The 24,458-nt window shown below is 64.1% G+C and carries 23 protein-coding genes; 15 read left to right on the top strand and 8 right to left on the bottom strand.

The window, feature by feature from the left end; genetic code table 11:
* Window positions 1-60 precede the first annotated feature (60 nt).
* From P6U29_RS40555 to P6U29_RS40535, 5 genes are all read left to right on the top strand, one after another.
* Entirely contained in the window at window positions 61-954 is an 894-nt protein-coding gene (locus P6U29_RS40555; protein ID WP_407115682.1) for a dioxygenase, read from the top strand.
* A gap of 118 nt (window positions 955-1,072) precedes the next feature.
* Window positions 1,073-1,774 carry a protocatechuate 3,4-dioxygenase subunit beta gene (gene pcaH / locus P6U29_RS40550; RefSeq protein ID WP_407115681.1) on the top strand — a complete coding sequence of 234 codons (702 nt, stop codon included), beginning with the start codon at window positions 1,073-1,075 and terminating at the stop codon, window positions 1,772-1,774.
* The gene (pcaG, locus tag P6U29_RS40545; protein ID WP_407115680.1) at window positions 1,775-2,377 is read left to right on the top strand and encodes a protocatechuate 3,4-dioxygenase subunit alpha; all 603 of its coding nucleotides are present in this window, start codon (window positions 1,775-1,777) and stop codon (window positions 2,375-2,377) included. It begins immediately after the preceding gene.
* Window positions 2,378-2,632: 255 nt separating this feature from the next.
* Window positions 2,633-4,321, top strand: a complete 1,689-nt coding sequence (locus P6U29_RS40540) for a methyl-accepting chemotaxis protein (RefSeq protein ID WP_407115679.1) — start codon at window positions 2,633-2,635, stop codon at window positions 4,319-4,321.
* Between the two features lie 76 nt (window positions 4,322-4,397).
* The gene (locus P6U29_RS40535; protein ID WP_407115678.1) at window positions 4,398-5,462 is read left to right on the top strand and encodes a phosphotransferase; all 1,065 of its coding nucleotides are present in this window, start codon (window positions 4,398-4,400) and stop codon (window positions 5,460-5,462) included.
* Between the two features lie 144 nt (window positions 5,463-5,606).
* Here P6U29_RS40535 and P6U29_RS40530 read toward each other — a convergent pair whose 3' ends face one another.
* Genes P6U29_RS40530 through P6U29_RS40520 form a run of 3 tightly spaced genes read right to left on the bottom strand, consistent with a single transcriptional unit; the run spans window position 5,607 to window position 8,814 of the window.
* Entirely contained in the window at window positions 5,607-7,163 is a 1,557-nt protein-coding gene (locus P6U29_RS40530) for an MDR family MFS transporter (RefSeq protein ID WP_407115677.1), read from the bottom strand.
* 12 nt (window positions 7,164-7,175) lie between these two features.
* Entirely contained in the window at window positions 7,176-8,339 is a 1,164-nt protein-coding gene (locus P6U29_RS40525) for an HlyD family secretion protein (RefSeq protein WP_407115676.1), read from the bottom strand.
* Entirely contained in the window at window positions 8,332-8,814 is a 483-nt protein-coding gene (locus P6U29_RS40520) for a MarR family winged helix-turn-helix transcriptional regulator (RefSeq protein ID WP_407115675.1), read from the bottom strand. Before P6U29_RS40520 ends, P6U29_RS40525 begins: the two co-directional genes overlap by 8 nt.
* Before the next feature lie 156 nt (window positions 8,815-8,970).
* Between P6U29_RS40520 and P6U29_RS40515 the strand changes: the two genes are divergently transcribed.
* From P6U29_RS40515 to P6U29_RS40485, 7 genes are all read left to right on the top strand, one after another.
* Window positions 8,971-9,465, top strand: a complete 495-nt coding sequence (locus P6U29_RS40515; RefSeq protein ID WP_407115674.1) for a Fur family transcriptional regulator — start codon at window positions 8,971-8,973, stop codon at window positions 9,463-9,465.
* Window positions 9,466-9,500: 35 nt separating this feature from the next.
* Window positions 9,501-10,454: a DMT family transporter gene (locus P6U29_RS40510; RefSeq protein ID WP_407119563.1), complete on the top strand. Its 954-nt coding sequence runs from the start codon at window positions 9,501-9,503 to the stop codon at window positions 10,452-10,454.
* A 12-nt stretch (window positions 10,455-10,466) separates the two neighbouring features.
* On the top strand, window positions 10,467-11,750 hold the full coding sequence (gene ispG, locus P6U29_RS40505) for a flavodoxin-dependent (E)-4-hydroxy-3-methylbut-2-enyl-diphosphate synthase (protein WP_407115673.1): 1,284 nt from the start codon (window positions 10,467-10,469) through the stop codon (window positions 11,748-11,750).
* Window positions 11,751-11,990: 240 nt separating this feature from the next.
* Window positions 11,991-12,887 (top strand): TauD/TfdA dioxygenase family protein, encoded by an 897-nt coding sequence (locus P6U29_RS40500; RefSeq protein WP_407115672.1) that lies wholly within the window; start codon window positions 11,991-11,993, stop codon window positions 12,885-12,887.
* A 322-nt stretch (window positions 12,888-13,209) separates the two neighbouring features.
* Window positions 13,210-14,832 (top strand): toll/interleukin-1 receptor domain-containing protein, encoded by a 1,623-nt coding sequence (locus P6U29_RS40495; RefSeq protein WP_407115671.1) that lies wholly within the window; start codon window positions 13,210-13,212, stop codon window positions 14,830-14,832.
* Between the two features lie 113 nt (window positions 14,833-14,945).
* The gene (locus P6U29_RS40490; protein ID WP_407115670.1) at window positions 14,946-15,161 is read left to right on the top strand and encodes a hypothetical protein; all 216 of its coding nucleotides are present in this window, start codon (window positions 14,946-14,948) and stop codon (window positions 15,159-15,161) included.
* 147 nt (window positions 15,162-15,308) lie between these two features.
* On the top strand, window positions 15,309-15,977 hold the full coding sequence (locus P6U29_RS40485; protein WP_407115669.1) for an N-acetylmuramoyl-L-alanine amidase: 669 nt from the start codon (window positions 15,309-15,311) through the stop codon (window positions 15,975-15,977).
* 102 nt (window positions 15,978-16,079) lie between these two features.
* Here P6U29_RS40485 and P6U29_RS40480 read toward each other — a convergent pair whose 3' ends face one another.
* From P6U29_RS40480 to P6U29_RS40470, 3 genes are all read right to left on the bottom strand, one after another.
* The gene (locus P6U29_RS40480; RefSeq protein WP_407115668.1) at window positions 16,080-17,687 is read right to left on the bottom strand and encodes a Na+/H+ antiporter; all 1,608 of its coding nucleotides are present in this window, start codon (window positions 17,685-17,687) and stop codon (window positions 16,080-16,082) included.
* Between the two features lie 48 nt (window positions 17,688-17,735).
* A complete protein-coding gene (gene bla, locus P6U29_RS40475; protein WP_407115667.1) occupies window positions 17,736-18,593 on the bottom strand; it encodes a class A beta-lactamase in 858 nt (285 codons plus the stop codon).
* A gap of 185 nt (window positions 18,594-18,778) precedes the next feature.
* A complete protein-coding gene (locus tag P6U29_RS40470) occupies window positions 18,779-19,153 on the bottom strand; it encodes a nuclear transport factor 2 family protein (RefSeq protein ID WP_407115666.1) in 375 nt (124 codons plus the stop codon).
* A 92-nt stretch (window positions 19,154-19,245) separates the two neighbouring features.
* On the opposite strand from P6U29_RS40470, the gene P6U29_RS40465 reads away from it, so the two are divergent.
* Window positions 19,246-19,674, top strand: coding sequence for a GFA family protein (locus P6U29_RS40465; protein ID WP_407119562.1), 429 nt, complete (start codon window positions 19,246-19,248; stop codon window positions 19,672-19,674).
* Between the two features lie 182 nt (window positions 19,675-19,856).
* Entirely contained in the window at window positions 19,857-21,674 is a 1,818-nt protein-coding gene (locus P6U29_RS40460) for a caspase domain-containing protein (protein ID WP_407115665.1), read from the top strand.
* Between the two features lie 43 nt (window positions 21,675-21,717).
* Here the strand turns inward: P6U29_RS40460 and P6U29_RS40455 are convergent, their stop codons facing one another.
* Together P6U29_RS40455 and P6U29_RS40450 are read right to left on the bottom strand one after the other, a co-directional pair.
* Entirely contained in the window at window positions 21,718-22,401 is a 684-nt protein-coding gene (locus P6U29_RS40455) for a DUF1345 domain-containing protein (protein ID WP_407115664.1), read from the bottom strand.
* 173 nt (window positions 22,402-22,574) lie between these two features.
* On the bottom strand, window positions 22,575-23,498 hold the full coding sequence (locus P6U29_RS40450) for a polyprenyl synthetase family protein (protein WP_407115663.1): 924 nt from the start codon (window positions 23,496-23,498) through the stop codon (window positions 22,575-22,577).
* Window positions 23,499-23,659: 161 nt separating this feature from the next.
* Here P6U29_RS40450 and mtgA point away from each other — a divergent pair, with 161 nt between their 5' ends.
* Window positions 23,660-24,334 carry a monofunctional biosynthetic peptidoglycan transglycosylase gene (gene mtgA / locus P6U29_RS40445; RefSeq protein WP_407115662.1) on the top strand — a complete coding sequence of 225 codons (675 nt, stop codon included), beginning with the start codon at window positions 23,660-23,662 and terminating at the stop codon, window positions 24,332-24,334.
* Window positions 24,335-24,458: the final 124 nt, after the last annotated feature.

The raw sequence follows: 24,458 nt of genomic DNA, 5'->3' as shown, positions 1-24,458 counted from the left end.
GAGATTCCGGGTTCAGCCCTCTCGGGCTGCGCCGGAATGACGGGCGATCGGGAGGCAAGCATGATCATCGAGCGCGAGCAGGACGTCACGGCCGCAGCCTTGGCGGTGATGGAGCGGACATCCGATCCGCGGCTGCGCCAGATCATGGTCTCCCTGGTGAAGCATCTGCATGCCTTCGTGCGCGACGTTCGCCTGACTGAGAAGGAATTCCGCGACGCCACCGCGATCGTGGCCGAGCTTGGCAAGCTGACCACCGACACGCACAACGAAGTCGTGCTGATGGCGGGCTCGCTCGGCGTCTCCCCGCTGGTGTGCCTGCTCAACAATGGCGATCAGGGCAACACCGAAACCGATCAGTCGCTGCTCGGACCGTTCTGGCGGCTGAACTCGCCCCGGGTCGCGAATGGCGGCTCGATCGTTCGCTCGGAGACGCCGGGTGCGCCGCTGTTCGTCAATGGCCGCGTCGTCGACAGGGACGGCCGTCCCGTCGCCGGAGCCGAGGTCGATGTCTGGCACGCCTCGCCGGTCGGCCTCTACGAGAACCAGGACCCCGATCAGGCCGACATGAACCTGCGCGGCAAGTTCACGACCGACCAGGATGGACGCTTCGCCTTCCGCTCGGTGATGATGGTCGGCTATCCCATTCCGACTGATGGCGTGGTCGGCCGCCTGCTCGAAGCGCAGGGCCGGCACCCTTATCGACCCGCGCATCTGCACGCCCTGATCTTCAAGCCTGGCTTCAAGGTACTGATCTCGCAGGTCTACGACCCCGCCGATCCCCATATCGACAGCGACGTGCAATTCGGGGTGACGCAGGCGCTGATCGGCAAGTTCCAGCGCCACGACACGCCGCATCCGACCGCGCGTGACGTCGCGACGCCCTGGTACTCGCTCGACCACACCTACCGGCTTGAGACCGGCGAGGCTGTGCTGCCACGTCCGCCGATCAAATAGCGTGCCTGGCGGGCGCAGGAAGGCTGCCGAACCCGCTTCCCCAAATTAGTTATATCCTATAATGATTGGCGGAAGTGTTGACCGGCTGGACCTAAAATGGCCGGGGAGGAGTTCGCCCATGACATTCGTCTATCCCACGGACAGCAACAAGGCGCATCCGCTGCCGCTGTCGCCCGACTACAAGAGCTCGATCAAGCGCGCGCCGAACAAGCCCTTGATCCCGATGCGCCATACCTTGTCGGAGCTGACCGGCCCGGTCTACGGCCACGAGACCGTGCGCGAGGGCGACGACGATCTTACCACCCAACACAGTGGCGAGCCGATCGGCGAGCGCATCATCGTGCATGGCCACGTGCGAGATGAGGACGGCCGCGGCGTGCCGAACTCGTTGATCGAGATCTGGCAGGCCAATTCCTGCGGCCGTTATGTTCATGTCCGCGACCAGCATCCGGCGCCGCTCGATCCGAATTTCACCGGTGCGGGCCGCACCGTGAGCGATGCCGCCGGCTATTACCGCTTCGTCACCATCAAGCCCGGCGCCTATCCCTGGGGCAATCACCACAATGCGTGGCGGCCCGCGCATATCCATCTCTCGGTGTTCGGCTATTCCTTCGTCACGCGCCTCGTGACGCAGATGTATTTCCCGAACGATCCCTTGTTCCCGTTCGACCCGATCTTCAATTCGGTTCCGGACGAGAAGGCGCGGGCGCGGATGGTCTCGTCTTTCGATCTTGAGAACACAAAACCCGAATGGGCGCTGTGCTACCGCTTTGACATCGTGCTGCGCGGCAAGAACGCCACCCCCATGGAGAACCACTAAGTGCAACAGTCTGTGAAACCCAACGGGATCACCCCATCGCAGACGGTCGGTCCGTTCTTCAAATACGGCCTGACGCCGAACGGCGAGTACGCCTGGAACGACGCGTTCACCAACTCGACTCTGACCCCCGACGTCACAGGCGACCGCATCCGCATCGAGGGCCGCGTGTTCGACGGCGACGGCGTTGCCGTGCCGGATTGCATGCTGGAGATCTGGCAGGCGGATGCGCAAGGCCGCTTCTCCGACCCGCAGGACAAGCGTGCGCTGCCGAATGCGAGCTTCCGCGGCTTTGCCCGCTGCGGCACCGACAAGGACGGCAACTACGCCTTCGAGACCATCAAGCCGGGCTCCGTGCCGGATCCCGACGGCAAGCCGCAGGCGCCGCACATCCTGCTTGCGGTGTTCGGCCGCGGCATGCTGCGGCATCTCTACACCCGCATCTATTTCAGCGATGAGGCCGGCAACGCCGCCGATTCCGTGCTGGCGCTGGTTCCGGCCGACCGCCGCGCGACGCTGACCGCGGTGCGTGAGGCCGGCAAGCCGGTCTACCGGCTCGACCTGCGGCTCCAGGGTGAGGACGAGACGGTGTTCTTCGAGATGTAAAGAATGCGTGCCGGCTATATCCGCACCCGGCACGCTCTCCTCGTCCGGCGCAATTGAGCTGCTTACTGCGTTTGCGTCAGGCCGAAACGGCCTTCTTTGCGCTGCGTGTCAGTCTCACTGACTCAAATCCGTCGTCTCGCCATACCCGTAGTTCTCCGGATTTTGTGGGCGCGCAATTTCCGCGCGCAGCAATCCGGTGTTTACCGCAGTCGTTTAGGGTCTGTTGTATTCGACCTGCGTCACCGGATTGTTTCCATGAAAATTCGTCTTTCGCTTTCTTCGGCGATCATTGCATTCGGCATCGTCCTGGCCCTCGGTTTCACGGCCGTGGTCTCCACCAGCCTTTACGCCCTAAAGGAGCTCAAGGTTGGCGGCCCGCTCTATTCCGACATCAAACTCGGCAACGACCTCATCGCCGACATCCTGCCGCCGCCGGAATATGTCATTGAGGCCTACCTCGAGGCGACGCTGGCCATGCGCGAGCCGGACCAACTGGCGGCCCATGGTGAACGCCTGGTCCAGCTCCGCAAGGATTACGACGAGCGCAAGGCGTTCTGGGTCTCCTCCAGCCTCTCGGCCGACCTTAAGACTGCGCTGGTGTCGAAGTCCGATGCAGAGGTGCAGAAATTCTGGAAGGCGTCCGAACAGCTCCTGCCGGCCCTCAAGGCCAAGGACGCGGCTGCGTCCGAGCGCGCCTACGCGCAGCTCAAGGACGCTTACACTGCGCATCGCTCCGTCATCGATAGCATCGTCGAGAGCGCCAACAAGCAGAATGCCGCGATGGAGAAGCTGGCCGCGGACCGCGACAGCTCCATCCTCTATATTCTCCTCGGCGTCTCCGCCGCCGTCCTGGCTTTCATTGCCGCCGGCCTGCTCGGTGTTGCCCTCGGCGTCGTGCGGCCGATCGTGCGCATGACCGACACGATGCAGAAGCTCGCGACCGGCGATCTCGCTGCCGACATTCCCTTCGCGCACCGTCAGGACGAGGTCGGCTCGATGGCGGGTGCGCTTCTGGTGTTCAAGCAGGCGGCGGTCGAGAATTCCCGTCTGCGCGAGGAACAGTTGCGGCAGGAGCAGGAGGCAGCGTTTGCCAAGCGCTCCGCCCTGCACCAGATGGCCGAGACGGTCGAGCGCGAGACCGGCCGCTCGGTCGATACCGCGACCGCGGCGACGCAAGGCGTTGAGCAAGCCGCCTCCGGCCTGTCGGAGATCGCGAAGTCGCTCTCTGCGCAGTCGCAGGCGGTCGCGGCGGCCTCGACGCAGGCCCTCGGCAGCTCGCAGGCCGTCTCGGCCGCGGCCGAAGAATTGAGCGCCTCGATCCGCGAGATCGCAAGCCAGGTCGCGCGGACCAGCACCGTCACCAAATCGGCGGTCGCCGGCCGCGAGCAGGCGCGCTCGACCATTCAGGCGCTGGCCGGATCGGTGAAGAAGATCGCGGAGGTCTCCGACCTCATCGGCGGCATCGCGGGCCAGACCAACCTCCTCGCGCTCAACGCGACGATTGAGGCGGCGCGCGCCGGTGATGCCGGCCGCGGCTTCGCGGTGGTTGCTGCCGAAGTGAAATCTCTGTCCGATCAGACCGCTAAATCCACCGAGGAGATCGGGCGGCTCATTGCCGAGATCCAGACCTCGACGCAGGCCGCCGTCGATGCCGTCGAGACGATGGGAGGCCACATCGTCGAGATCGACGGCGTGGCGACCTCGGTCGCCGCCGCGATGGAAGAGCAGGATGCCGCGACGCGGGAGATCACGCGGTCGATTTCCGAATCGGCCTCTGCGGCGAAGGAGGTCTCGGCCAAGATCGGCGATGTCAGCCGCGATGCCGCCTCCGTCAACGAGCGCGCCGCGGACGTCAGGCAGGCGATCGCCGGGATGACGGCCAATCTCGAACAGTTGCGGTCGGTTGTCGTGCGGACCGTGCGCGACTCGACCGCGGCAGCCTGAGCCCGGCGGCAAATCAGCCGCTGGTGCCCGGGAGTGTGGTCGTGCAGTATGGCGCGGGACAGGGGCATCGTGGTTCATGACAACTCCACAATTGCCGGCGGTCGTTGAGCCCGCCCGACTGACGGCCGCGCTGCGCAGGGGCGGCGTGCTGGACGCCGGCGCGGTCCGCGAAGTGAAGGTGCTGCATCAGCTCCCGGCCATGGTGTCGCAGATCATCCGCCTTGGGCTGCGCTATGTGGGGGAATCCGCCGGGGCACCTCAGTCCGTCATCCTCAAGATGCCGCATCCGACCTACGCCAAGTCTTTGGCCAATTCCGGCCGGCACGAGGTGGCTTTCTACACCCGCCTTGCGCCGTGTATGCCGCCGCAGATCGTGCCGCGCTGCTTCGACGGACATTTCGACGAGGAGAGCCGTGGCTGGCATCTCCTGCTCGAGGACCTCACCGACAGCCATGAAGTCGCGGCCGATTGGCCGCTACCGCCCTCGCGCGATCAGGCGATGGCCATTGTCACGGCGCTGGCGCGGTGGCACGCCTCCTGGTGGGAACATCCGGAGCTCGGCGAAGCAATCGGCAGCTGGATGAGCACCGATGACACGTCCGGGCAGGTGGAGGCGTTCGCCGGTCACTATGACCGCTTCGCCGATCTGCTCGGCGACCGCCTCAGCGAGGAGCGGCGTATCCTCTACCGGCGCTTCATTGACAAGGCGGGGCAGCTGCTCCAGCGTTACCATTCGCACCGCCATGTGACGATTGCGCATGGTGATGCCCATACCTGGAATTTCCTGCTGCCGCGCGCCGGCGTTACTGACGCCGTGCGCATCTTCGATTTCGACCAGTGGCGCATCAACGTGCCCACCCACGATCTCGCCTATATGATGGCCACGCAATGGTATTCGGAGCGCCGGCAGGCGCTCGAGCGGGCGCTGCTCAACCACTACCACGAGATCCTGATCGCGCACGGTGTTCGCGGCTACACCCGCGGCGCGCTCGACCAGGATTATCGCTGGTCCGTGCTCTGGCACATCACCAAGCCGGTCTGGCAGTGGAGCATCAACCTGCCGACGGTGATCTGGTGGAACAATCTGGAGCGGGTGTTTGCGGCCGTGGATGACTTGGGCTGTGAGGAGTTGTTGGGATGATCTCTCGTGCCCCGGACGCAGCGCAGCACGTAGTGATGCGCTGCTGAGCCGGGGCCCAGACCGCCGACAGAATGGGTCCCGGTTCTGCGGCGCATCGCTTCGCGCTGCACCGCGCCCGGGATATGAGATCGCGCGAAGCCGCGACTACTCCATCACCGCATGCTCCGGCCCCGCCGCCTGCTTGCGCAGCGTGGCCTTGGTGGAGCCGATCAGCAAAGCGAGCGGGATGGTGCAGAGGATGAAAACCATCACCAGCTGGTAGTCGTGCGCGAAGGCGATGATCTGCGCCTGCACGCTGACCATCCGGTCCGCCAGGGCGCGGCCGGCGTCGGTGGACAGATTGATCAGGCCGCTGACGCTGGGCATCTGCAGCGCGTGGTTGAACGGGTTGACGTGCTCGGAGAGGATCGCATAGGTCCGCCGCGTGCCCTGCGTCAGCTCGGCGATGACGACGGAAATGCCGACCGAGCTTGCGACGTTGCGCATCAGGGTCAGCATAGCGGTGCCGTCGGTGCGCAGCTCGTTCGACAAGGTCAGGAACGCCACGGTCGAGAGCGGCACGAAGACGAGGCCGAAGCCAAAACCCTGGATGACGCTGACCGTGACGATCTCCGGCACCTGGGTCAGGTCGGTCCAGCCGGTCATCTGGTACAGCGAGCCTGCGGTCAGCGTCAGGCCGGTGATGATCAATGTGCGCGCCTCGAAATAGCGCATCATGCGGCCGACCAGCATCATGGCGAAGAAGGTGCCGAAACCGCGGCTCGCCAGCAGCAGGCCGGCGGTGATGATGGGATAGCCGATCACGTTCTGCATGTAGGGCGAGGCCAGCGCCATGGTCGAGAACAGCACGAGCCCCATCACGATCATGAACACGCAGCCGGTGACGAAGTTGCGATCCCGGAACAGCGCGAAGCGGATGAACGGCGTTGAGGTCGTGAAGGAGTGCGCGAGGAAGAAATAGAAGGCGACGGCCGAGACGATGAATTCCGCGACGATCTCGTTCGATTCGAGCCACCCCAATTGCTCGCCGCGGTCCAGCGCGAGCTGCAGCGCGCCGATCGCGATCGCCAGTGCGGCGAAGCCGAACCAGTCGAATTTGAGGCTAAGGTTCTTCTCGGTTTCGTCCATGAAGACGATCAGCCCGAGCACGGTGACGAGGCCGAACGGCAGGTTGACGAAGAACACCCAGTGCCAGGAATAGGTCTCGGTGAGCCAGGCCCCAAGAGATGGCCCCATGATCGGGCCCATCATCACGCCCATGCCCCAGATCGACATCGCCTTGGCGCGCTCCTGGAGCGTGTAATAGTCGAGCATGACCGACTGCGACAGCGGCACCAGGGCGGCGCCGAACACGCCTTGCAGCAGGCGGAACAGCACCATCTGGTTGATGTCCTGCGCCAGACCGCACAGCACCGATGCCATGGTGAAGCCGGCCGAGCAGATGATGAAGATGCGCTTGCGGCCGAAGCGGTTGGCGATCCAGCCCACCGGCGCCGTCATGATCGCCGCAGCGACGATGTAGGAGGTCAGCACCCAATTGATCTGGTCCTGCGAGGCCGACAGCGTGCCCTGCATGTAGGGCAGCGCGACGTTGGCGATGGTGGTGTCCAGCGCCTGCATGATGGTCGCGGTCATGGCGCAGATCGTCACCATGTTCCGGCGCAGGCCGGGGACCATCAGGTTGGCGTTGGGGCCGGACATCGTGGCAGATCCTTAGTCCTTGTCCTGGCCCGCTGTCGCCGACAGGCCGAACAGGCCGGCGAGCGAGCGCCGATGGCCGGTGTCGATGGTGGCATAGACGCTCATGCCGGCCTTCAGCTTCCGCACATATTTGTCGGTCTCGTCGAAATAGATGCGGATCGGCACGCGCTGCACCACCTTGACGAAATTGCCGGTGGCATTTTGCGGCGGCAGGATCGCGAATTGCGCGCCGGTGCCGGGCGAGAGCGAGCCGATCTTGCCCTTGAAGACGTGGTTCGGGAACGCGTCGACCTCGAGCGTGACGGGCTGGCCTTCGGTGACATAGGTGAGGTCACTCTCCTTCGGATTGGCGTCGACCCAGGGATGGGCGATGTCGATGATGGAGAACACCGGCGTGCCGGCAGCGACGAAACGGCCGAGCTGGATCTGCTCCACCTGCGTCGCCACGCCATCCATCGGCGCGCGGAGCACGGTGTGGTCGAGATTGCGCTGGGCATCTTCGAGCTTGGCTTTGGCCTGGACGTAAGGCGGGAATTGCTCCAGGGGCAGCTTGGGATCACCGAGCAATTGCGTCTTGGCGTTGGAGAGCTGCTGCTTGATGAACTGCGCCTGTGCGCCCGCGGTAACCAGCGCGTTGGATGCGTTGTCGAGGTCGAGCTGCGAGCCGTAATTGTTCTTCACCAGCGCCTGCTTGCGCTCGACGTCGCGCTGCTTCAGGTCGACGCCCTGCTGGGCGAGGTCGAGCATGTCGCCGAAGATCTTGATGTTGGCGACCAGGTTGTCATAGGTCGTGCGGGCCTGGGCGAGCTGCGCCTTGGCCTCGTCCACTGCGAGGCGGAACGGCACGGGATCGATCTCGAACAGCTCGTCGCCCTGCTTGACGGACTGACCTTCTTTTACGACGACCTTCAGGATCTTGCCGGAAATATCGGGCGTCACCAGCACCTTCTGCGCGCCGACATAGGCATCGTCAGTCCCGACATAGCGGCCGCCATGCAGATAGAAAGTAAGGCCGCCGATGGCGGCGATGAGAGGCAGCACGACCAGGAGCAGGAAACGGCGATAGCGGCGCAGGCCCGCCACCAAGCGGCGGCGCGGATCCGTGCCGGCCTTCTTGGTCGGCTTGCCGCTGTCAGCCTTCTGCTCGGGCTGGAATTTGAGGACCTGATCAGCCATAGCGCTGCTCCTTACGCGCTTGTTCCGCTCCAGAGGCCTGGATCGCGTTTCGCACGTTTTCCTTCATTGTTTCGAGTTGGACGAGAAGGCGGTGGGCGTCTGCCGGGTTGATGCCGTCGAGCGCGTTCGCGGTCAGCTCCGATTTCAGGCCGCTCATCCTGCCGAGCAGCTGCCGCCCGGCCTTCTTCAGGTAGAGACGTTTGACGCGGCGGTCCGAGGCGTCACTGCGGCGCTCGATCCAGTCGCTGTCGCAAAGCTTGTCGATCAGCCGCGTCAGCGTGATCGGCTGCATCTCGAGCAGCTCGGCGAGTTCCGATTGTTTCATCCCCTCGCTTCGCTCGACCTTCGCCAGCACCGCCCATTGCGCGCGGGTAATGCCGAAGCGCGAGGCTTCCTTGTCGGCATAGACGCGCAGCAGGCGGTAGAGTTCGTCAAGCGTGAACAGGAAATTCTGGTCGACCGACCCGCGGGTCATAAGCTTTATCTCCAATAAGCTTGAATATAATAAGCAAGCTTATGATTATTTCATGGCGGGTTAGCGAGACGCTGTCCCGCGGGATTAGCATGGCTGACAGCCGCCGGATCGGTCGCGCTTTGGGTTCCACCGCCGAAATGCTAGAAGGTAGGCCAGATGACCCTCGCGAAGCCGGCCTTTCCCGCGCCCGATCACGATCACGGCCGCTGCACTGCGGACGCGCTGGCGCATGCCGAGGAGATTTGCGAGCAGCGTGCGCAGAAATTCACGCCAATCCGCCGCCAGGTGCTGAGGGCGCTGCTCTCCAGCCACCGTCCGCTGGGCGCCTATGAGGTGATCGACGAACTCGCCAAGTCGATGCCGCGGCCGGCGCCGATCACAGTCTATCGTGCTCTCGATTTCCTGATGGCCAACGGCCTCGTGCACCGCATCGAGAGCCGCAACGCCTACCTGGCCTGTGCCGCCCATGACCATGACGCGACCTCGGCAGTGGCGTTCCTGATCTGCGAGCACTGTGGCCTCGTCGGCGAGATTCCGTCGGCATCCTTTGCGAAGGACCTCAACGCCGCAGCGCGCAATTCAGGCTTCGCACCAAAGCTGTCCGTGGTGGAGATCACGGGAATCTGCGTCCATTGTCAGAAAACGTCTTGAAGCAACAACGGCGCAAAGCCGGATATCAGGAAGAAATGTCCGCACCTCAAGCCATACCGTCCGCTGCACGCCCCCTCAGCGCCGGCGCCATCGCCCTGATGCTGATGCTGTGCCTGACCTGGGGGTTCAACCAGATCGCGGTGAAGCTGGTGCTGCCGGACATTCCGCCGATGCTCCAGGCCACCATCCGCTCGATGGGCGCGCTGCCGGTGCTGTTCATCATCGGCACCCTGCGTGGCGTCAATTTCTTCGAACGTGACGGCACGTGGAAGGCCGGCCTGATCGCCGGGCTGATGTTCGGCATCGAATTCGTGCTGATTTTCCAGGGGCTGCGTCTCACCTCTGCTTCGCGTGCGGTGGTGTTCCTCTATACGGCGCCGTTCTTCGTCGCGCTCGGCTCCTACCAGGTGCTTGGCGAGCGTCTTGGCGGCTCGCAATGGCTGGGCTTGGCCATCAGCTTTGCCGGCGTCGCCCTCGCCATCGGCGTGCCGCAGCCCAATGTCGATTCGCATGTTCTGCTCGGCGATCTCATGATCGTCGGCGGCGCCGCGCTGTGGGCGGCAACCACGCTGGTCGCCAAAGGCACACGGCTGCGCTTCGCTGCGCCCGAGAAGGCGCTGGGTTATCAGGTCGCCACCTCGATCCCGATTCTGGGGATGGCGGCCTGGCTGTTCGGCGAATCCATCACGCACATGCCGGCGCCGCTGTCGCTGGGCCTGATGGCGTTCCAGGCAATCTGGGTGGTGGGAACCACGTTCACGCTTTGGTTCGCGCTGGTGAAGGCCTATTCGGCCAGCAAATTGTCCGCTTTTACCTTCATCACCCCTTTGTTTGGCGTGGTGGGTAGCTATTTCATCATGCACGACACCCTGAGCCTGACATTCGGGGCCGCCGCGGTCCTTGTAATTGCTGGGCTTTTTCTGGTTAACCGTCCCAGCTCATCGGCTGCGGCGCCGCGCGATGCATTGCTGAACGTCACCAAAACCTGATATTTGGACCTCATGAACAAGCTCGAAAACCCTCTCGATTCCGACATCGCGGGCCCCGCGCCCCGGCACAAGACCACCCAGGTGAAGGTGGGCAACGTCGCCGTGGGCGGCGGCGCGCCGATCGTCGTGCAGTCGATGACCAACACCGACACCGCCGATGTCGACAGCACCATCGCCCAGGTCGCAGCGCTCGCGCGCGCCGGCTCCGAAATGGTCCGCATCACCGTGGACCGCGAGGAAGCCGCGGCCGCGGTTCCGCACATCCGTGACGGGCTCGCCAAGCGCGGCATCACGACGCCGCTGATCGGCGACTTCCATTATATCGGCCACAAGCTGCTCGCGGCCTATCCGGCCTGCGCCGAGGCGCTGGCCAAATACCGCATCAATCCCGGCAATGTCGGTTTCAAGGACAAGCGCGACACTCAGTTCGCCGACATCATCGAGATCGCGAACAAGAACAACAAGCCGGTGCGCATCGGCGCCAATTGGGGCTCGCTCGACCAGGAGCTTTTGACCAAGCTGATGGACGAGAACGCAGCATCACCCAATCCGCGCGACGTGCGCGCGGTGACGCGCGAGGCCATGGTGCAATCTGCGCTGCTCTCGGCCGCACGCGCCGAAGAGCTCGGCATGCCCAAGGACCGCATCATCCTCTCCGCCAAGGTCTCGGCGGTGCAGGATCTCATCGCGGTCTATCAGGATCTCGCCAGGCGTTCCGACTATGCCATCCATCTCGGCCTCACCGAGGCCGGCATGGGCTCGAAGGGCATCGTGGCGTCCTCGGCCGCACTCGGCATCCTGCTGCAGCAGGGCATCGGCGACACCATCCGCATCTCGCTGACGCCGGAGCCCGGCGGCGACCGTACCCGTGAGGTGCAGGTCGGCCAGGAGCTGCTGCAGACCATGGGCTTCCGCACTTTCGTGCCGCTGGTTGCGGCGTGCCCCGGCTGCGGCCGCACCACCTCGACCACGTTCCAGGAGCTGGCGCGCTCGATCCAGGATTTCATCCGTGACGAGATGCCGACCTGGAAGACCAAATATCCCGGCGTCGAGGAGCTCAACGTCGCGGTGATGGGCTGCATCGTCAACGGCCCCGGCGAATCCAAGCACGCCAATATCGGCATCTCGCTGCCCGGCACCGGCGAAGCGCCGGCCGCGCCTGTCTTCGTGGACGGCAAGAAGTTCCGCACGCTGCGCGGCCCGACCATCTCCGCCGATTTCAAGGCGCTGGTGATCGACTATATCGACCAGCGCTACGGCCAGGGCGCCAAGGTGCCGGCGCCCGCGGCGGAGTAGTTTTACTCCGCTCGCGCCCCATACTCCGCGTCGTCCCGGCGAAGGCCGGGACCCACAACCACACGACTTTGTGGTTGCGACGGGCTGTCACTCCGAGTCTTCGTCAAACCCAATCCTGCGGTTATGGATCCCGGATCTGCGCTTACGCTTGTCCGGGACGACAGCAGTTTGCGGTGCAGATTGCACATCCATCATCGCGCGCTACGATGTCTTCAATCAACAACGATCGGGAGACACGCCATGAGCTCACTCGCCGGCAAGCAGGGTCCACGCTATCGCCACACGGCGGAAGACGGCGCTCCTTACGAGACCATCGCGGTCGAGAAGCTCACCCCCATCATCGGCGCGGAAATCTCCGGCGTCGATATCGGCAGGCTCGTCGACGGTGACACCCGTTCCAACCGACAGATGGACGAGATCCACCGTGCCCTCGCCGAAAACCTGGTCATCTTCTTCCGCGACCAGCACATCACGCCCCAGCAGCACCTCGCCTTCGGCCGCAAGTTCGGCGAACTGCACTTCCATCCGGCCGCGCCGCACGAGGACGAAGATCCGGCGCTCATGAAGATCTACGCCGACAAGAACTCGCCGCGCGCCAATGGCGAGGGCTGGCACTCCGACGTGTCCTGCGATCTCGAGCCGCCGATGGGCTCGATCCTCTACATCAAGCAATGCCCGCCGCGCGGCGGCGACACGCTGTTCGCCAACATGTATGCGGCCTATGAGGCACTGTCGGACCGCATGAAAGCCTATCTCGACGGGCTCACCGCGCTGCACGATGGCGAGCCGATCTATCGCGGGCTCTACGCGAATTATGGCGTCGCCGACCGTCCCTCCTATCCGCATGCCGAGCATCCCGTGGTGCGCACGCATCCCGTCACCGGCAGGAAAGCGCTCTATGTCAACCGCGGCTTCACCCGCCACATCAACGGCATCCCACGCGACGAGAGCGATGCGATGCTCGCCTATCTCTATCAGCACGCCGAAAACCCACTGTTCCAGTGCCGCTTCCGCTGGACCGAGAATGCCATCGCCTTCTGGGACAACCGCTGTACCCAGCACCGCGCGATGTGGGACTACTGGCCGCATACGCGCTCGGGCACACGCGTGACGGTGAAGGGGGAGCGGCCGGTCTAGAGCGGAATGGCTTTAGGTTGAATCGATTGCGCGGGCTCGCTCACCTCTCCCGCAAGCGGGAGAGGGAGCCCACCTTCGTCTGCTGCTATCGAGCCTCATCTTATCACGCTGTAGGCGTCAGCTCCGCAGGTTATGCCACGTCAGTGGTCACAAGCAGAGCCTTGTCGCGCTGAGGATCGCTGGCACGGCGCTCGCGCAATCCGAGAAAACTTGCCGTTCTGTGAACCAGCTTACATTGCCTCGGCAGGCTAACGCCTAGGCTCACGCTCGGAAATGGAGAATTGCTCATCAGATCACAATCTTAGGTATTCGGGAGCGTCATATGGCCAAGGCGGGCAAGCAAAAGTCGACAACAGTTGGCAAACGCAAGTCGGCGAATTCCGGTCGAACCCGGCGGGCAAAGGCCGCCCGGCCCGAACAGATCTCAGTCTTCATCAGCTATGTCAGTGAAGACCGGGAGCTGGCCGCTAGCTTCGAGGCGGAGCTGCTGCAATTGTTTGCCGTCGCTGCGTCCCTTCCTCCGGTCAAGGTATTCCGCGACGTCGGGAGCATCGGGAAGGGGTCGGACTATCGCACCGTGATCACCAACGCATTGGACGAGGCTGACATTCTCCTCGTGATTCTGACGGACCGGCTCAAACCAAGCTTCGCGTTTCCAGGCTTCGAGGTCGGGTATTTTGCGAGGTCGCTTGAGGAGCGGCCCAAGATCTACGGCAACATCCCCCGAAGAATTCTTCCGATTTCAATCGGTGCGGCCAACCAGACCACGCTCGACTATCTGCAGGCGATCAAGATCGACGAGGATCACATATTCAAGGTGCCGGGCATGTCTGCCTATGCGCCCGGCGCGAGCACGGCCGAGTCATCGGCGAATCCCGTTTTCGCCTTGCTGGCGGATATTTCGGCGACGGCGGATGCCGTGCTCGGCAGGCACGGTGGCGCGAGTGGCGGAGTCAGCAAGCAGGATGAACTCTGGCGGCAGAAGCTCGTCTCGTCTGCTGCCAGACTCCACAGCTGCATCCAGATGTATCTGGAATCGCGCGTCTCCTCGGAAACCTATCCAGAGCGCAAGATCATCCTCCACAGTGATGCGCCTCCGGTGATCGGGCCGGATGGAGTCGAGCTGTCGAAATTCAAGATCGAGATGGTCGGAAATTCCTTTCAGGTCTTTGGTTTTCCGGAGGAAAAGAACCGCTTTTTCGGCTGGAATGCCTTCATCAACAGAATGCCGGTCGAGATGAGCGGGACATGGGCCGAAGGCATCAGGACGCTCGCGACCAATGCGCTCCAGGGCGGCGACGAGAACTATCTTGTCGTCGCGACGTCCAAGGGTGACCATGCGTACCGGCTCTTCGTGTCCCGGGTCGTGACCTATGTGAGCAAGAAGACCGAGATCCACATCTACATCGTCAAGATGATCGTCCGGCATTATGGCGATCCTCTCACGTCCCGCCTTCTGAGTGCCATCAACATCGGCCTCGAGTTCCGATTCCTCTTCCTGGAGAGGAGCAGCCAATACAGGCCGGCCAGGTTCGATTTCCCACTAGCGCCTGACACGTCCAAGGAGATGGATGCCTGGAAGTCAGCCGTGACCCAGTTGCTCAGCCACCTGAACATGATCCTGCGCGAAGCTCAGGATCAACACCTCATGGACGCGGATCTTCTCGACAAGATCTGGGGTGTTGGCGGCGGCCCACGTGTGCGTCAGATGATGACCGCATGGGAGAGCGCGCGAACCAAGCTTCTCTCAGCAGCCCAGAAATTGCTGGCGTCCAATGCATCGGACTTCCCAGACACGCAGGAGCCGTTCAGGATCGCACTGCGTGAACTCCACGCGACCACGGAGTCCATGAACCGGGAGTACACGTTGCGCGCTCTCCAGGCCATTGCGGAAGAAGTCGAAGAGCTTCCTCCGCAGACGCAATCTCCGCCGCGTGCCGCTTAAGGACGGGCGGGGCCGCGTGCGTTAGCTCGCTTTGCGACGAGGCGGCGCCACAGCGTTGACGCGTGGTCAGGACTGCGCCAATCTTCCCGAAAACAAAATCGGGAGGATCCACCATGCTCCGCGCCGACGACAACAAATTCCTCACCGAGTCCGGCCCCGGAACGGCAATGGGCGAACTGTTGCGCCGCTTCTGGATTCCCGTGCTGCTGTCTGAGGAGCTCCCCGAGCCTGACGGCGAGCCGAAGAAAATCATCGTGCTCGGCGAGGAACTGCTCGCCTTCCGTGACTCCCGCGGCGTCGGTCGCCCCGGTATCGCAGCAGCGGAGTAGCGCTTGGGGCGGTTGTGGAGCGTCATCGTCGGGCTGGTCGCATCGATCTTGCTGTCGCCGCTTGCGACTGTTGGCAGCAGCGAGGCCGCTGCCGCGCAAAAAACTGCGAGACCCAAGTCCAAGCAGCTGTCACTGGCCAAATGTGAGATGCGTAAATTTCGGATCGTCGTGGATGTCGGGCACACCCCGGACTCCTACGGCGCATTGAGCGCGCGTAATGATCCGGAGTTCGGCTTCAACTACCGCCTCGCCAGACTGATCACAGCGAAGCTCAAGTCTGAAGGCTTTGCCGAAACCCGCCTGCTTGTCACGGATGGCAAGGCTCGGCCGAGCCTGTTCAAGCGCGTCAGTTTCGCGAACGGAGGTCGCGCCGATCTGTTCCTGTCTGTTCATCATGATTCGGTGCCGGACAAGCTGCTCGAAACCTGGGAGTTCGACGGCGCAAAGAGCTATTTCAGCGACCGCTTTTCGGGTCACTCACTGTTCGTGTCGCAGCAGAATCCGCACTTCGCCACCAGCCTGATGCTGGCCCGGATGATCGGCAAGCAGCTGAAGGAGCAGGGCCTGCACTATGCCAGCCAATACACCCTGCCAGTGATGGGCCGCTATCGACACCAGCTGCTCGACAAGGATGTCGGCGTCTATCGCTATGACGGGCTCGTCGTGCTGTCGCGGACGAGGAGCGCCGCCGTGCTGCTCGAGGCCGGCTCGATCATCAATCGCGACGAGGAAATGGAGATGAACTCGCCGGAGCGGCAGGAGGTTGTCGCGGGAGCGGTGGCGGCCGCCATGAGGGAGTTCTGCGAGAGGCGGTAGGTTGCTCCGCCGGTTCAACAGCGTCATTGCGAGCGCAGCGAAGCAATCTAGAGTCTTTCCGCGGAGGCAGTCTGGATTGCTTCGCCGCGCAATGACAAAAGGCTACAGCGGCCCGCCCCGATACTCCCGGTTCGCCAGACTCGCCTCCTCCAGATCCAAATCGCGCTCGATCCGCCGCCGCGTCTCGTCGGTGATCTGGCCATCGCGCAGGAGGTTGTGGATGAATTTTCTTTCGGCGGCGATCAGGTCGCGGGTCAGCGCGGTGCCGGCGGCTGAAACGTCGTGGTGGTTGGGATCGAGCGAGTCCGGGAGCTGGCTGACGCGGATATCGTGTCGTGCGCGCAGCAGCCGCATCACTTCTTCGGACACTTCCTTTTGCGCGGTCAGCGCGTCGAGAGATTCCAGAGCGGCCTCGAGCGCCTGGCGCCGGGCGGCGATCTCGGCTTCGTGCGCGGCGGCATGCTCGTGGCGGCCGGCTTCGGCGACGCCGAGCCAGCGCACGACCGGCGGCAGCGTCAGGCCGACGCCGATCAGCGTGACGAAGATGACACCGAAGGCGACGAACAGGATCAGGTCGCGAGATGGAAAGGCCTCGCCATCAGGCAGCGTGAATGGCAGAGCCAGCGCGGCCGCCAGCGACACGGCGCCACGCACGCCGGTGAAGGCGAGCACGAACGGCCATTGCCATGGCGGCGACGGGTCGCGCGTCCGCAGCGATTTGGAGAGCATCCGCGGCAGATAGGTCGCGGGATAGAGCCAGGCGAAGCGCGCGATCACGACGATGACCAGGACCACCGCAGTCGCGATGAGAATGTCATCGAGCGGGAAGGCTTTTGACTTCTCGTAGAGCGCGCGCATCTGGAAGCCGGTGAGCAGGAACAGCATGCCCTCGATCAGGTAGATCACGAGATCCCAGAAGAAGATGCCTTGCAGGCGCGTCGCCGACGAGATCAGCAGCGGCCCATTCCAGCTCACATAGAGGCCGCAGGCGACGGTCGCGATCACGCCGGACCCGCCGACGTGCTCGGGCAGCCAGTAGGAGACGTAGGGTGTGATCAGCGACAGCGTCAGCTCGACCTGCGGATCCCCGGACCATTTGCGGAATCGTAAGGAGAGCCAGCCGACGCCGATACCGAAGGCGATCTCGCTGGCGACGATGAGGAGGAACTCGCCGGCCGCGAGCGGCAGCGAGAAATTCCCGACCATGATCGCCGCGAGCGCGAAGCGGTAGAGGATCAGTGCGGTGGCGTCATTGGCCAGTCCCTCGCCCTCAAGGATGACCAGGAGTCGGCGTGGCATGTTGAGCCGGCGCGCGATCGCGAGCGGCGCCACCACGTCGGGTGGCGCAACGATAGCTCCGAGCAGGAACCCGATGGCCCAGGGCAGGCCGATCATATAATGCGTGGCGGCCGCCACCATCGCCGTGGTGAATATCACCGCGCCGACCGCGAGCAGCACGATCGGACGCAGGTTGTTCTTGAACTCGCGCCAGCTCATGGCGACGCTCGCCGAGTAGATCAGCGGCGGCAGCACCATCAGGAGCACCAGCTCTGGTGGCAATTCCACCGCGGGCATGCCCGGCACGAAGGCGAGGCCGACGCCGGAGAGCATCAGCAGAATGGCAGGCGCGATGTTGAAGCGGCGCGCGGCAAGTGCGGTGCCTGCCAGCACGGCGAGCAAGATGAGAAAAGTCTGAAATTTCGCTTCCATGATGCTCTGACTTGACCTGGAAGCGGCCGCACCGTCAATGCGCGCGGCTTACGCCAGCCGGTCGGCCACCATCCTGCCGATTTGCGCAAACACGGCGGCGATCTTCGCCGGGTTCGGCGTGCCGCCTTGGACGTAGGCCGTGATCAGGACCGGCGTGTCGGGCTTCGGCCAGGCCACTGCGATGTCGCCAGCTGCGTCCTTGCCATTGTAGCCGGTCTTGTCGCCGATCTTCCAGCCTGCGGGTAGGCCGCCGCGCAGCCGGTTCGCGCCGGTCTTGCAGTTCACCATCCATTCGGTGAGCTGAACGCGGGATTGCGCCGACAAGGCTTCGCCCAGCACCAGCCGGCGCAGATTATTCGCCATCGCCGTTGGCGTCGTGGTGTCCTGGGGATTGCCGGGCGGAGAGCGGTTGAGCTCGGGCTCGTTGTGGTCGAGCCGCGAGGTGGTGTCGCCGAGCGAACGCCAGAATGCAGTCAACTCGGCGGGGCCGCCGATCCGCGCCAGCAGCAGATTGGCACAGGTGTTGTCGCTGAGCTCGACGATGGCCTTGCACATCTCGCCGACCGACATTTTGCCGGCCGGGAGGTTTTCCCTCGCCACCGGTGCATATTCCAGCAGATCCGCTTGGCTATAAGGGATCATGGCCGCGAGTTGCTCCTCGCCGCGGTCGACCCGCCCCAACACGCAGGCCACCAGCGAAGCCTTGAATGTCGAGCACATGACGAACCGCTCGTCGGCGCGCCAGGCGAGCTTTTTGCCGTTCGCCAGATTTTCCGCATAGAGCCCAACCCGCCCGCCGCTTTCACGTTCATAGGTTTCGAGCTCTGGCGGCGCCTCCGCGGCAAGCGCGGGAGAAGCGGCCATCCAGCAGAGTGAGGCGAGCAGGGAACGGCGGTCGAGAGGCATGGCGGACTTTCAGGTGAGTGAGTCGGTAAATGCAGCGGATGCTTCATCCGCACCGTCATTGCGAGCGCAGCGAAGCAATCCAGACTGTCTCCGCGGAGGGATTCTGGATTGCTTCGCTGCGCTCGCAATGACGAAGACTGGGCAGCGACTGCGCCCGATTTCGGGCAGCGGAAGGGTTGTTCCACTCACTCTCTCAGGTCGTACCGGTACGATTTCGACACGATCTGCCAGCCGTCGGCGAGCTTCATCGCCACCAGATAGTCTGTGAAGTAGCGCGGCGGCAGCTGGCAGCGCACCTTGACGAAGGCGGTGTTGTCGTCCGAACGGTCGATGGTGACGATGAAATCCTCGCGCGGCTTGCCTTCGGCCTTGGCCGAGGCGCGCTTGCGCACGCGGTCGAGCCAATCGGGGACCGTCAGAACCTGGAGCTCGCCCTTCTCGACCCAGCGCAGATCGGCGGAGGGATGGAAGATGGCGCCGAGCTTTTCGGCGTCGCCCTCATAGAGTCCGTCAAAGTAGGATTGCACGACGGCTTCGACACTTGAACGATTTGGGCTCATGGGTCATCCCTTTGAATGGTGGTTGGGCAAACTTAGTCGGACACATCAAAATACGCTATCGGTGTGTCAGCCATTTGCACGAAGGCGTCACCATGACTGCATCAGAAAATTCGAACGTCCGTATCTTGATCGGCGAATGCTATTGCCGCGCTGTGCGCTTTGAAGTGGCGGATGCGTTCTCCTATGCGATGAACTGCCATTGCTCGAACTGCCGTCGCACCACCGGCGCCGCGTTCAAGCCGTTCGCCGGCATTCCGCAGGACAAGCTCCGCGTTGTCCGGGGTGGGGACGATCGGATGATTTTCGGCGACGATACCACCCATGATGCCCATTGTGCCCGCTGCGGCTCACTGCTCTATTCCCGGGTACGGGAAGGACAATGGGTCCATGTCGCCATGGGAACCCTGGTCGATGCCCCCTCGATCCGGCCGAGTGCCCATATTTTTGTGGGCTCGAAGGCGCCCTGGCACGAGATTACGGACGATCTGCCGCAATATCGGGAGCACATCGGGGTTGCCTGACGGAACCCAGTCCGCGCGGCCATTCGGCGGCGAACCGCGACAGCGCTGGCGCGACAAACAGAAGGGGACGTTTGGTCTGTCGTCGCCGTCACCTTCGTGACCTCGATCACAAGCGCCGGCGGTGGATGTTGCTAAAGCGGTCCCAAAGGGCCGAACGGCCCGGAACCATCGGAAGTCGTGTCATGCGCAGTTTGCTCAGACTTTGTCCGCTTTTTGTTGCGCTCGGCCTGCTGTTCGGCGCCGGGCCCGCCTTTGCCGGAAAGCGCGTCGCGCTGGTGCTCGCCAATTCGGCCTATCAGCACGCGCCGTCGCTCGCCAATCCCGTCAATGACGGGGCGGTGATGGCGAAGACGCTGAAGGAGGCCGGCTTCGATGTCGTCGAGTCCCGGCGCGATCTGTCGGCACTGGACACGCGGCGCGTGCTGCGCGACTTCGCCGACGCGACCCGCGACGCCGATATCGCCGTGGTCTACTACGCCGGCCACGGCATCGAGGTCGAGGGCTCGAACTATCTGATCCCAGTGGATGCCAAGCTCGAGCGCGACACCGATGTCTACGACGAGGCGCTTTCGCTCGACCGCGTCCTGGTCGCGGTCGAACCTGCAAAGCAGCTTCGTCTGGTGATCCTGGATGCCTGCCGCGACAATCCGTTTGGCAAGACCATGAAACGCACGGTTGCCTCGCGCGGGATCGGCCGCGGTCTCGCCCAGGTCGAGCCGACCAGCCCCAACACGCTGATTGCCTATTCGGCCAAAGCCGGTTTCACCGCGCAGGACGGCGACGGTGCCAACAGCCCGTTCACGGTGGCACTGTCGAAGCATCTGACGACGCCGGGCCTCGACGTCCGCCGCGCCTTCGGCTTCGTGCGTGACGACGTGCTCAGGTCGACCGGCAACAAGCAGGAGCCGTTCGTCTACGGTTCGCTCGGCGGCGAGGACGTGCCGCTGGTGCCGGTCAAGGTGGCGGCTGCAGCCCCCGCGGCGCCTGTGACGAACCCGCAGGCCGACATGCGCCGCGACTATGAGCTCGCGCTCCAGGTCGGCAACAGGGCGGCCTGGGAAGCCTTCCTCGCCCAGCACCCTGACGGCTTCTATGCGAACCTCGCCAAGCTCCAGATCGACAAGATCCAGGCCGAGCAAGCCCATGCGGCGGCGATCGAGAAGGCAAAGCAGGCCGAGGCCGAACGTGATCGTCTTGCCGCGCTCGGCGCGCAGAAGGATGCGCAAGCCAAGGCCGCGGCCGATGCGAAGGCCGCCGAGCAGGCTCAGCTCGCCGCGCAGAAGGCCAAGGAGCAGGCGCAACAGCAGGCTGCCGCCGCGGAGCAGCAGCGCGTCAATCTCGCCGCCACGGCGCAGAGTGCTGCGCCGGCCAGCACGGCGGGCTCGCCCGGCACCAATGTCGCCTCGCTCACCCCCGCAACCGCGCCGGCCGATCTCAACCGCTCGGTGCAGACAGAGCTTGGCCGCGTCGGGTGTTTCTCCGGGCAGGCCGACGGCAATTGGAATACGTCCTCGCAGCGATCGCTGTCGCAGTTCAACCGCTATGCCGGCACCAAGCTCGACGTGAAGGTGGCGAGCACCGACGCACTCGATGCGGTCAAGTCAAAACCGTCGCGCGTCTGTCCGCTGGTCTGCGAGCACGGCTTCAAGGCCGATGGCGACAAATGCACGAAGATCGTCTGTCGCGAGGGCTATGTGGTCAACGACGACAATGAGTGCGAGAAGCAGCGTGCAGCCAAGCCGGCCAAACCTGCGACGGCCAAGCGCGACGACAGTGATGAGCGTCCCGCTCGGCAGCGTCGTCAGTCCGCAGGTGCGGCTGCCGGAGCTGCCGGCGGTTATGGTGCCGCTGCCGGCATCGCTGGTGCAGGCCGCGCCGCCGGTGGTGGGCAGGTCTTCTGCAATAGCGCGGGCTGCCGCCCGGTCAGCCGCGGTTGCCACCTGGAATATCGCGGCGGCGGCGGCCCCGGCAACGATGCGAATGCAGAAGTGTGCCGTTGAAGGCCGTGCATGATCGAGATCGTCCCGGACCGCCGGGACGACATCAGCTCGCAATCGCGCTCGCCGCGATGTTCACCGTCAGCGCCAACAGCGCCGTGTTGTAAATGAAGGACACGATGCCGTGCGCCGTGGCCGTGCGCCGGATCGTCTTGTCAGTGATGCCGACGTCGGAGACCTGCGCCGTCATGCCGATCACGAACGAGAAATAGACGAAATCCCAGTAGTCGGCGTGGTCTTCCTTGTCGCCGCTCGGAAACTGAAGGCCACCTGCCGTGCCGTGCCGATAATAATCATGCGCGTAATGCAGCGCGAAGATCGTGTGCACGGCCGCCCACGACAGCGCGATGGTGGTGATCGCGATCGTCAGCTCGAGGACGCCGCGATGCGGCGTGCCGAGCTCGGAGACGATCGCCGCGATGCTGGCGAAGGCGCCGGTCGCCGTCACCAGCAGGATCACGAAGCGGCCGTCGTCCTGCATCGCGGCGGCGCGTCGGATGTGCTGATGGTCATTGCACAGCATCATCGCATAGACCAGCACGAGATAGACAGTGATCAGTGCATCCCAGCCGAGCAGAAGCCGTGTCACCAGCCGGTATGACCCCGGCAGCAGCAAGCAGACCAGAATGCCGACCGCGAGCGCGGTGAAGGTCCGCGGCCGCGCATAGATGAGCCGCATCGGCCGCGACAACTTGCGGAAGCGGACGAGGACGGGATCTTCTTTTTGCATGCAGATCGTCCAGTGAGCGCGCTGAGCGGCATCGCAGGTGCGCTCCCTCCCCCGCTTGCGGGGGCGAGTTGGGAAGAGGGTGTCTCCACAACCGAGAACCCCGAGAGGAGAGAGCCCTCACCCGCGCTTTCGGTGCGACCTCTCCCGCAAGCGGGAGAGGTGAAAACCCGACGTCAGTTCTTCCGCTCGGCGACGAAGCGCGCGGCGGCTTGCAGCACGGCGGCGCGATCGCCGAAGATCGATACGGCGCTGTCGGCGCGCGCCAGCAGGTCGCGCACGCGCTGCTTGGCGCCTTCGATGCCGAGCTGGGTGACGAAGGTGGTCTTGCCGAGCGCGGCATCCTGGCCTGAGGGCTTGCCGAGCGCGGCCGCATCGCCTTCCACGTCGAGCAGATCGTCGGCGATCTGGAAGGCTTCGCCGAGCGCGCGGCCGTAATCGTCGAGCGCCTGATATTCTTTCTGCGAGGCTTGGCCGAGGATCGCACCGGCGATGCAGCCGTAGCGCAAGAGCGCGCCGGTCTTCATCTGCTGAATGCGGGCCACATCGATCGGCTCGTTGCCGCCAAAGCGGCCTTCGCCGGCGAGATCGAGGATCTGGCCGCCGACCATGCCGCCGATGCCGGCGCAGCGCGCCAGCGCGCGCGTCAGCAGCAGCCGCACATTGGCATCGCGATGGACCTCGTCGCGCGTGATGATGTCGAAGGCGAGCGTCAGAAGGCCGTCGCCGGCGAGGATCGCGGTGGCGTCATCGGTCTTCTTGTGCAGGGTGGGGCGGCCGCGACGGAGGTCCGAATTGTCCATCGCCGGCAGATCGTCATGGATCAGCGAATAGCAGTGGATGCATTCGAGTGCCGCGCCGGCGAGCAGGGCCGCCTCGCGCGGCACGCCGAACACGGCCGCGCTCTCGACCACCAGGAACGGCCGCAGGCGCTTGCCGCCATTGAGGCTCGAATAGCGCATTGCGTCCATCAGTCGCTTGGGCCGGGCGATCTCGTCGTGCAGGATGTCGTCCGACAGCAGGCGCCCGAGCAGGGCCTCGGTGTCATCAGCGGTCTTGTCCAGACGCTTGGCGAAATCGGACGGGGACGTGCCGGTCATCAAGAAGGGCTCCAGAACTAAAATTCGGCCGGACAATCCTTTATGCGCCCGCCCCAGTCAATCGTTTGGAAGGCCTAAAAAGTGCTGGAAAAGGCCCGGATTATCACAGACTTAATGGCGGGATCCGTGGCCGCTTCTCGTTTCGTGCCGGAAAGGTCCATTTGCGCATCGTCAAAATCCTGCTGGTAGCGATCGCGGTCGTGGTTCTCGCGCCCTATGTCATTGCGCCGTTTTACCGTACCGGCCACCCTGTTTCGACGCTGATGGCTTGGCGCAGCTTGCGGGGCGCGCCGATGCAGCGGGAGTGGATCGCTCTGGCTGATATGTCGCCGTATCTGCCGCGCGCGGTGGTGGCGGCCGAGGACGCCCATTTCTGCAAGCATCACGGCATCGATTGGGGTGCGCTGCGCGAGGCGATCGACGATGCGAGGGAGGACGGCACCGCCTTCCGGGGTGCCTCCACCATCACCCAGCAGGTGGCGAAAAACCTGTTCCTGTGGCAGGGACGCGATTTCATCCGCAAGGGGCTCGAATTCCCGCTGGCCCTGTGGATCGACCTCGTCCTACCCAAGCCGCGGATTCTCGAAATTTACCTCAACATCGCCGAGCTCGGCCCGCAGGGGCAGTTTGGGGTGGAGGCGGCCAGCGCTTATGCCTTCGGCAAATCGGCCGAAAACCTCTCCCCCCGGGAGGCCGCACTTCTGGCGTCGATCCTGCCGAATCCGGTCAAACGCAGCGCCCGGATTCCCGGCCCAGGCGTGAGGCGGCTGGCGGCTACCTATATGACGCGAGGGCAGGCGAGCTCGCTGGCGACCTGTTGGCGCGAAAATCGCTGATTTTGGGCCCGTTCCGGGCGTATTTTCCAGCCCAAGAGCCTAGCTTTACGGCCAGCCTTCCTCTATAAGCGCGGCCTTGATCGGCATTCAGCTCGCCTCGTATTGCGGGTGCTGAGCCGTCCCT

Source organism: Bradyrhizobium sp. LMG 9283 (assembly GCF_045571415.1).
GTDB lineage: Bacteria > Pseudomonadota > Alphaproteobacteria > Rhizobiales > Xanthobacteraceae > Bradyrhizobium.
Note: the sequence above shows the minus strand (reverse complement) of the source record. Positions and strands in the feature narration are given on the sequence as shown.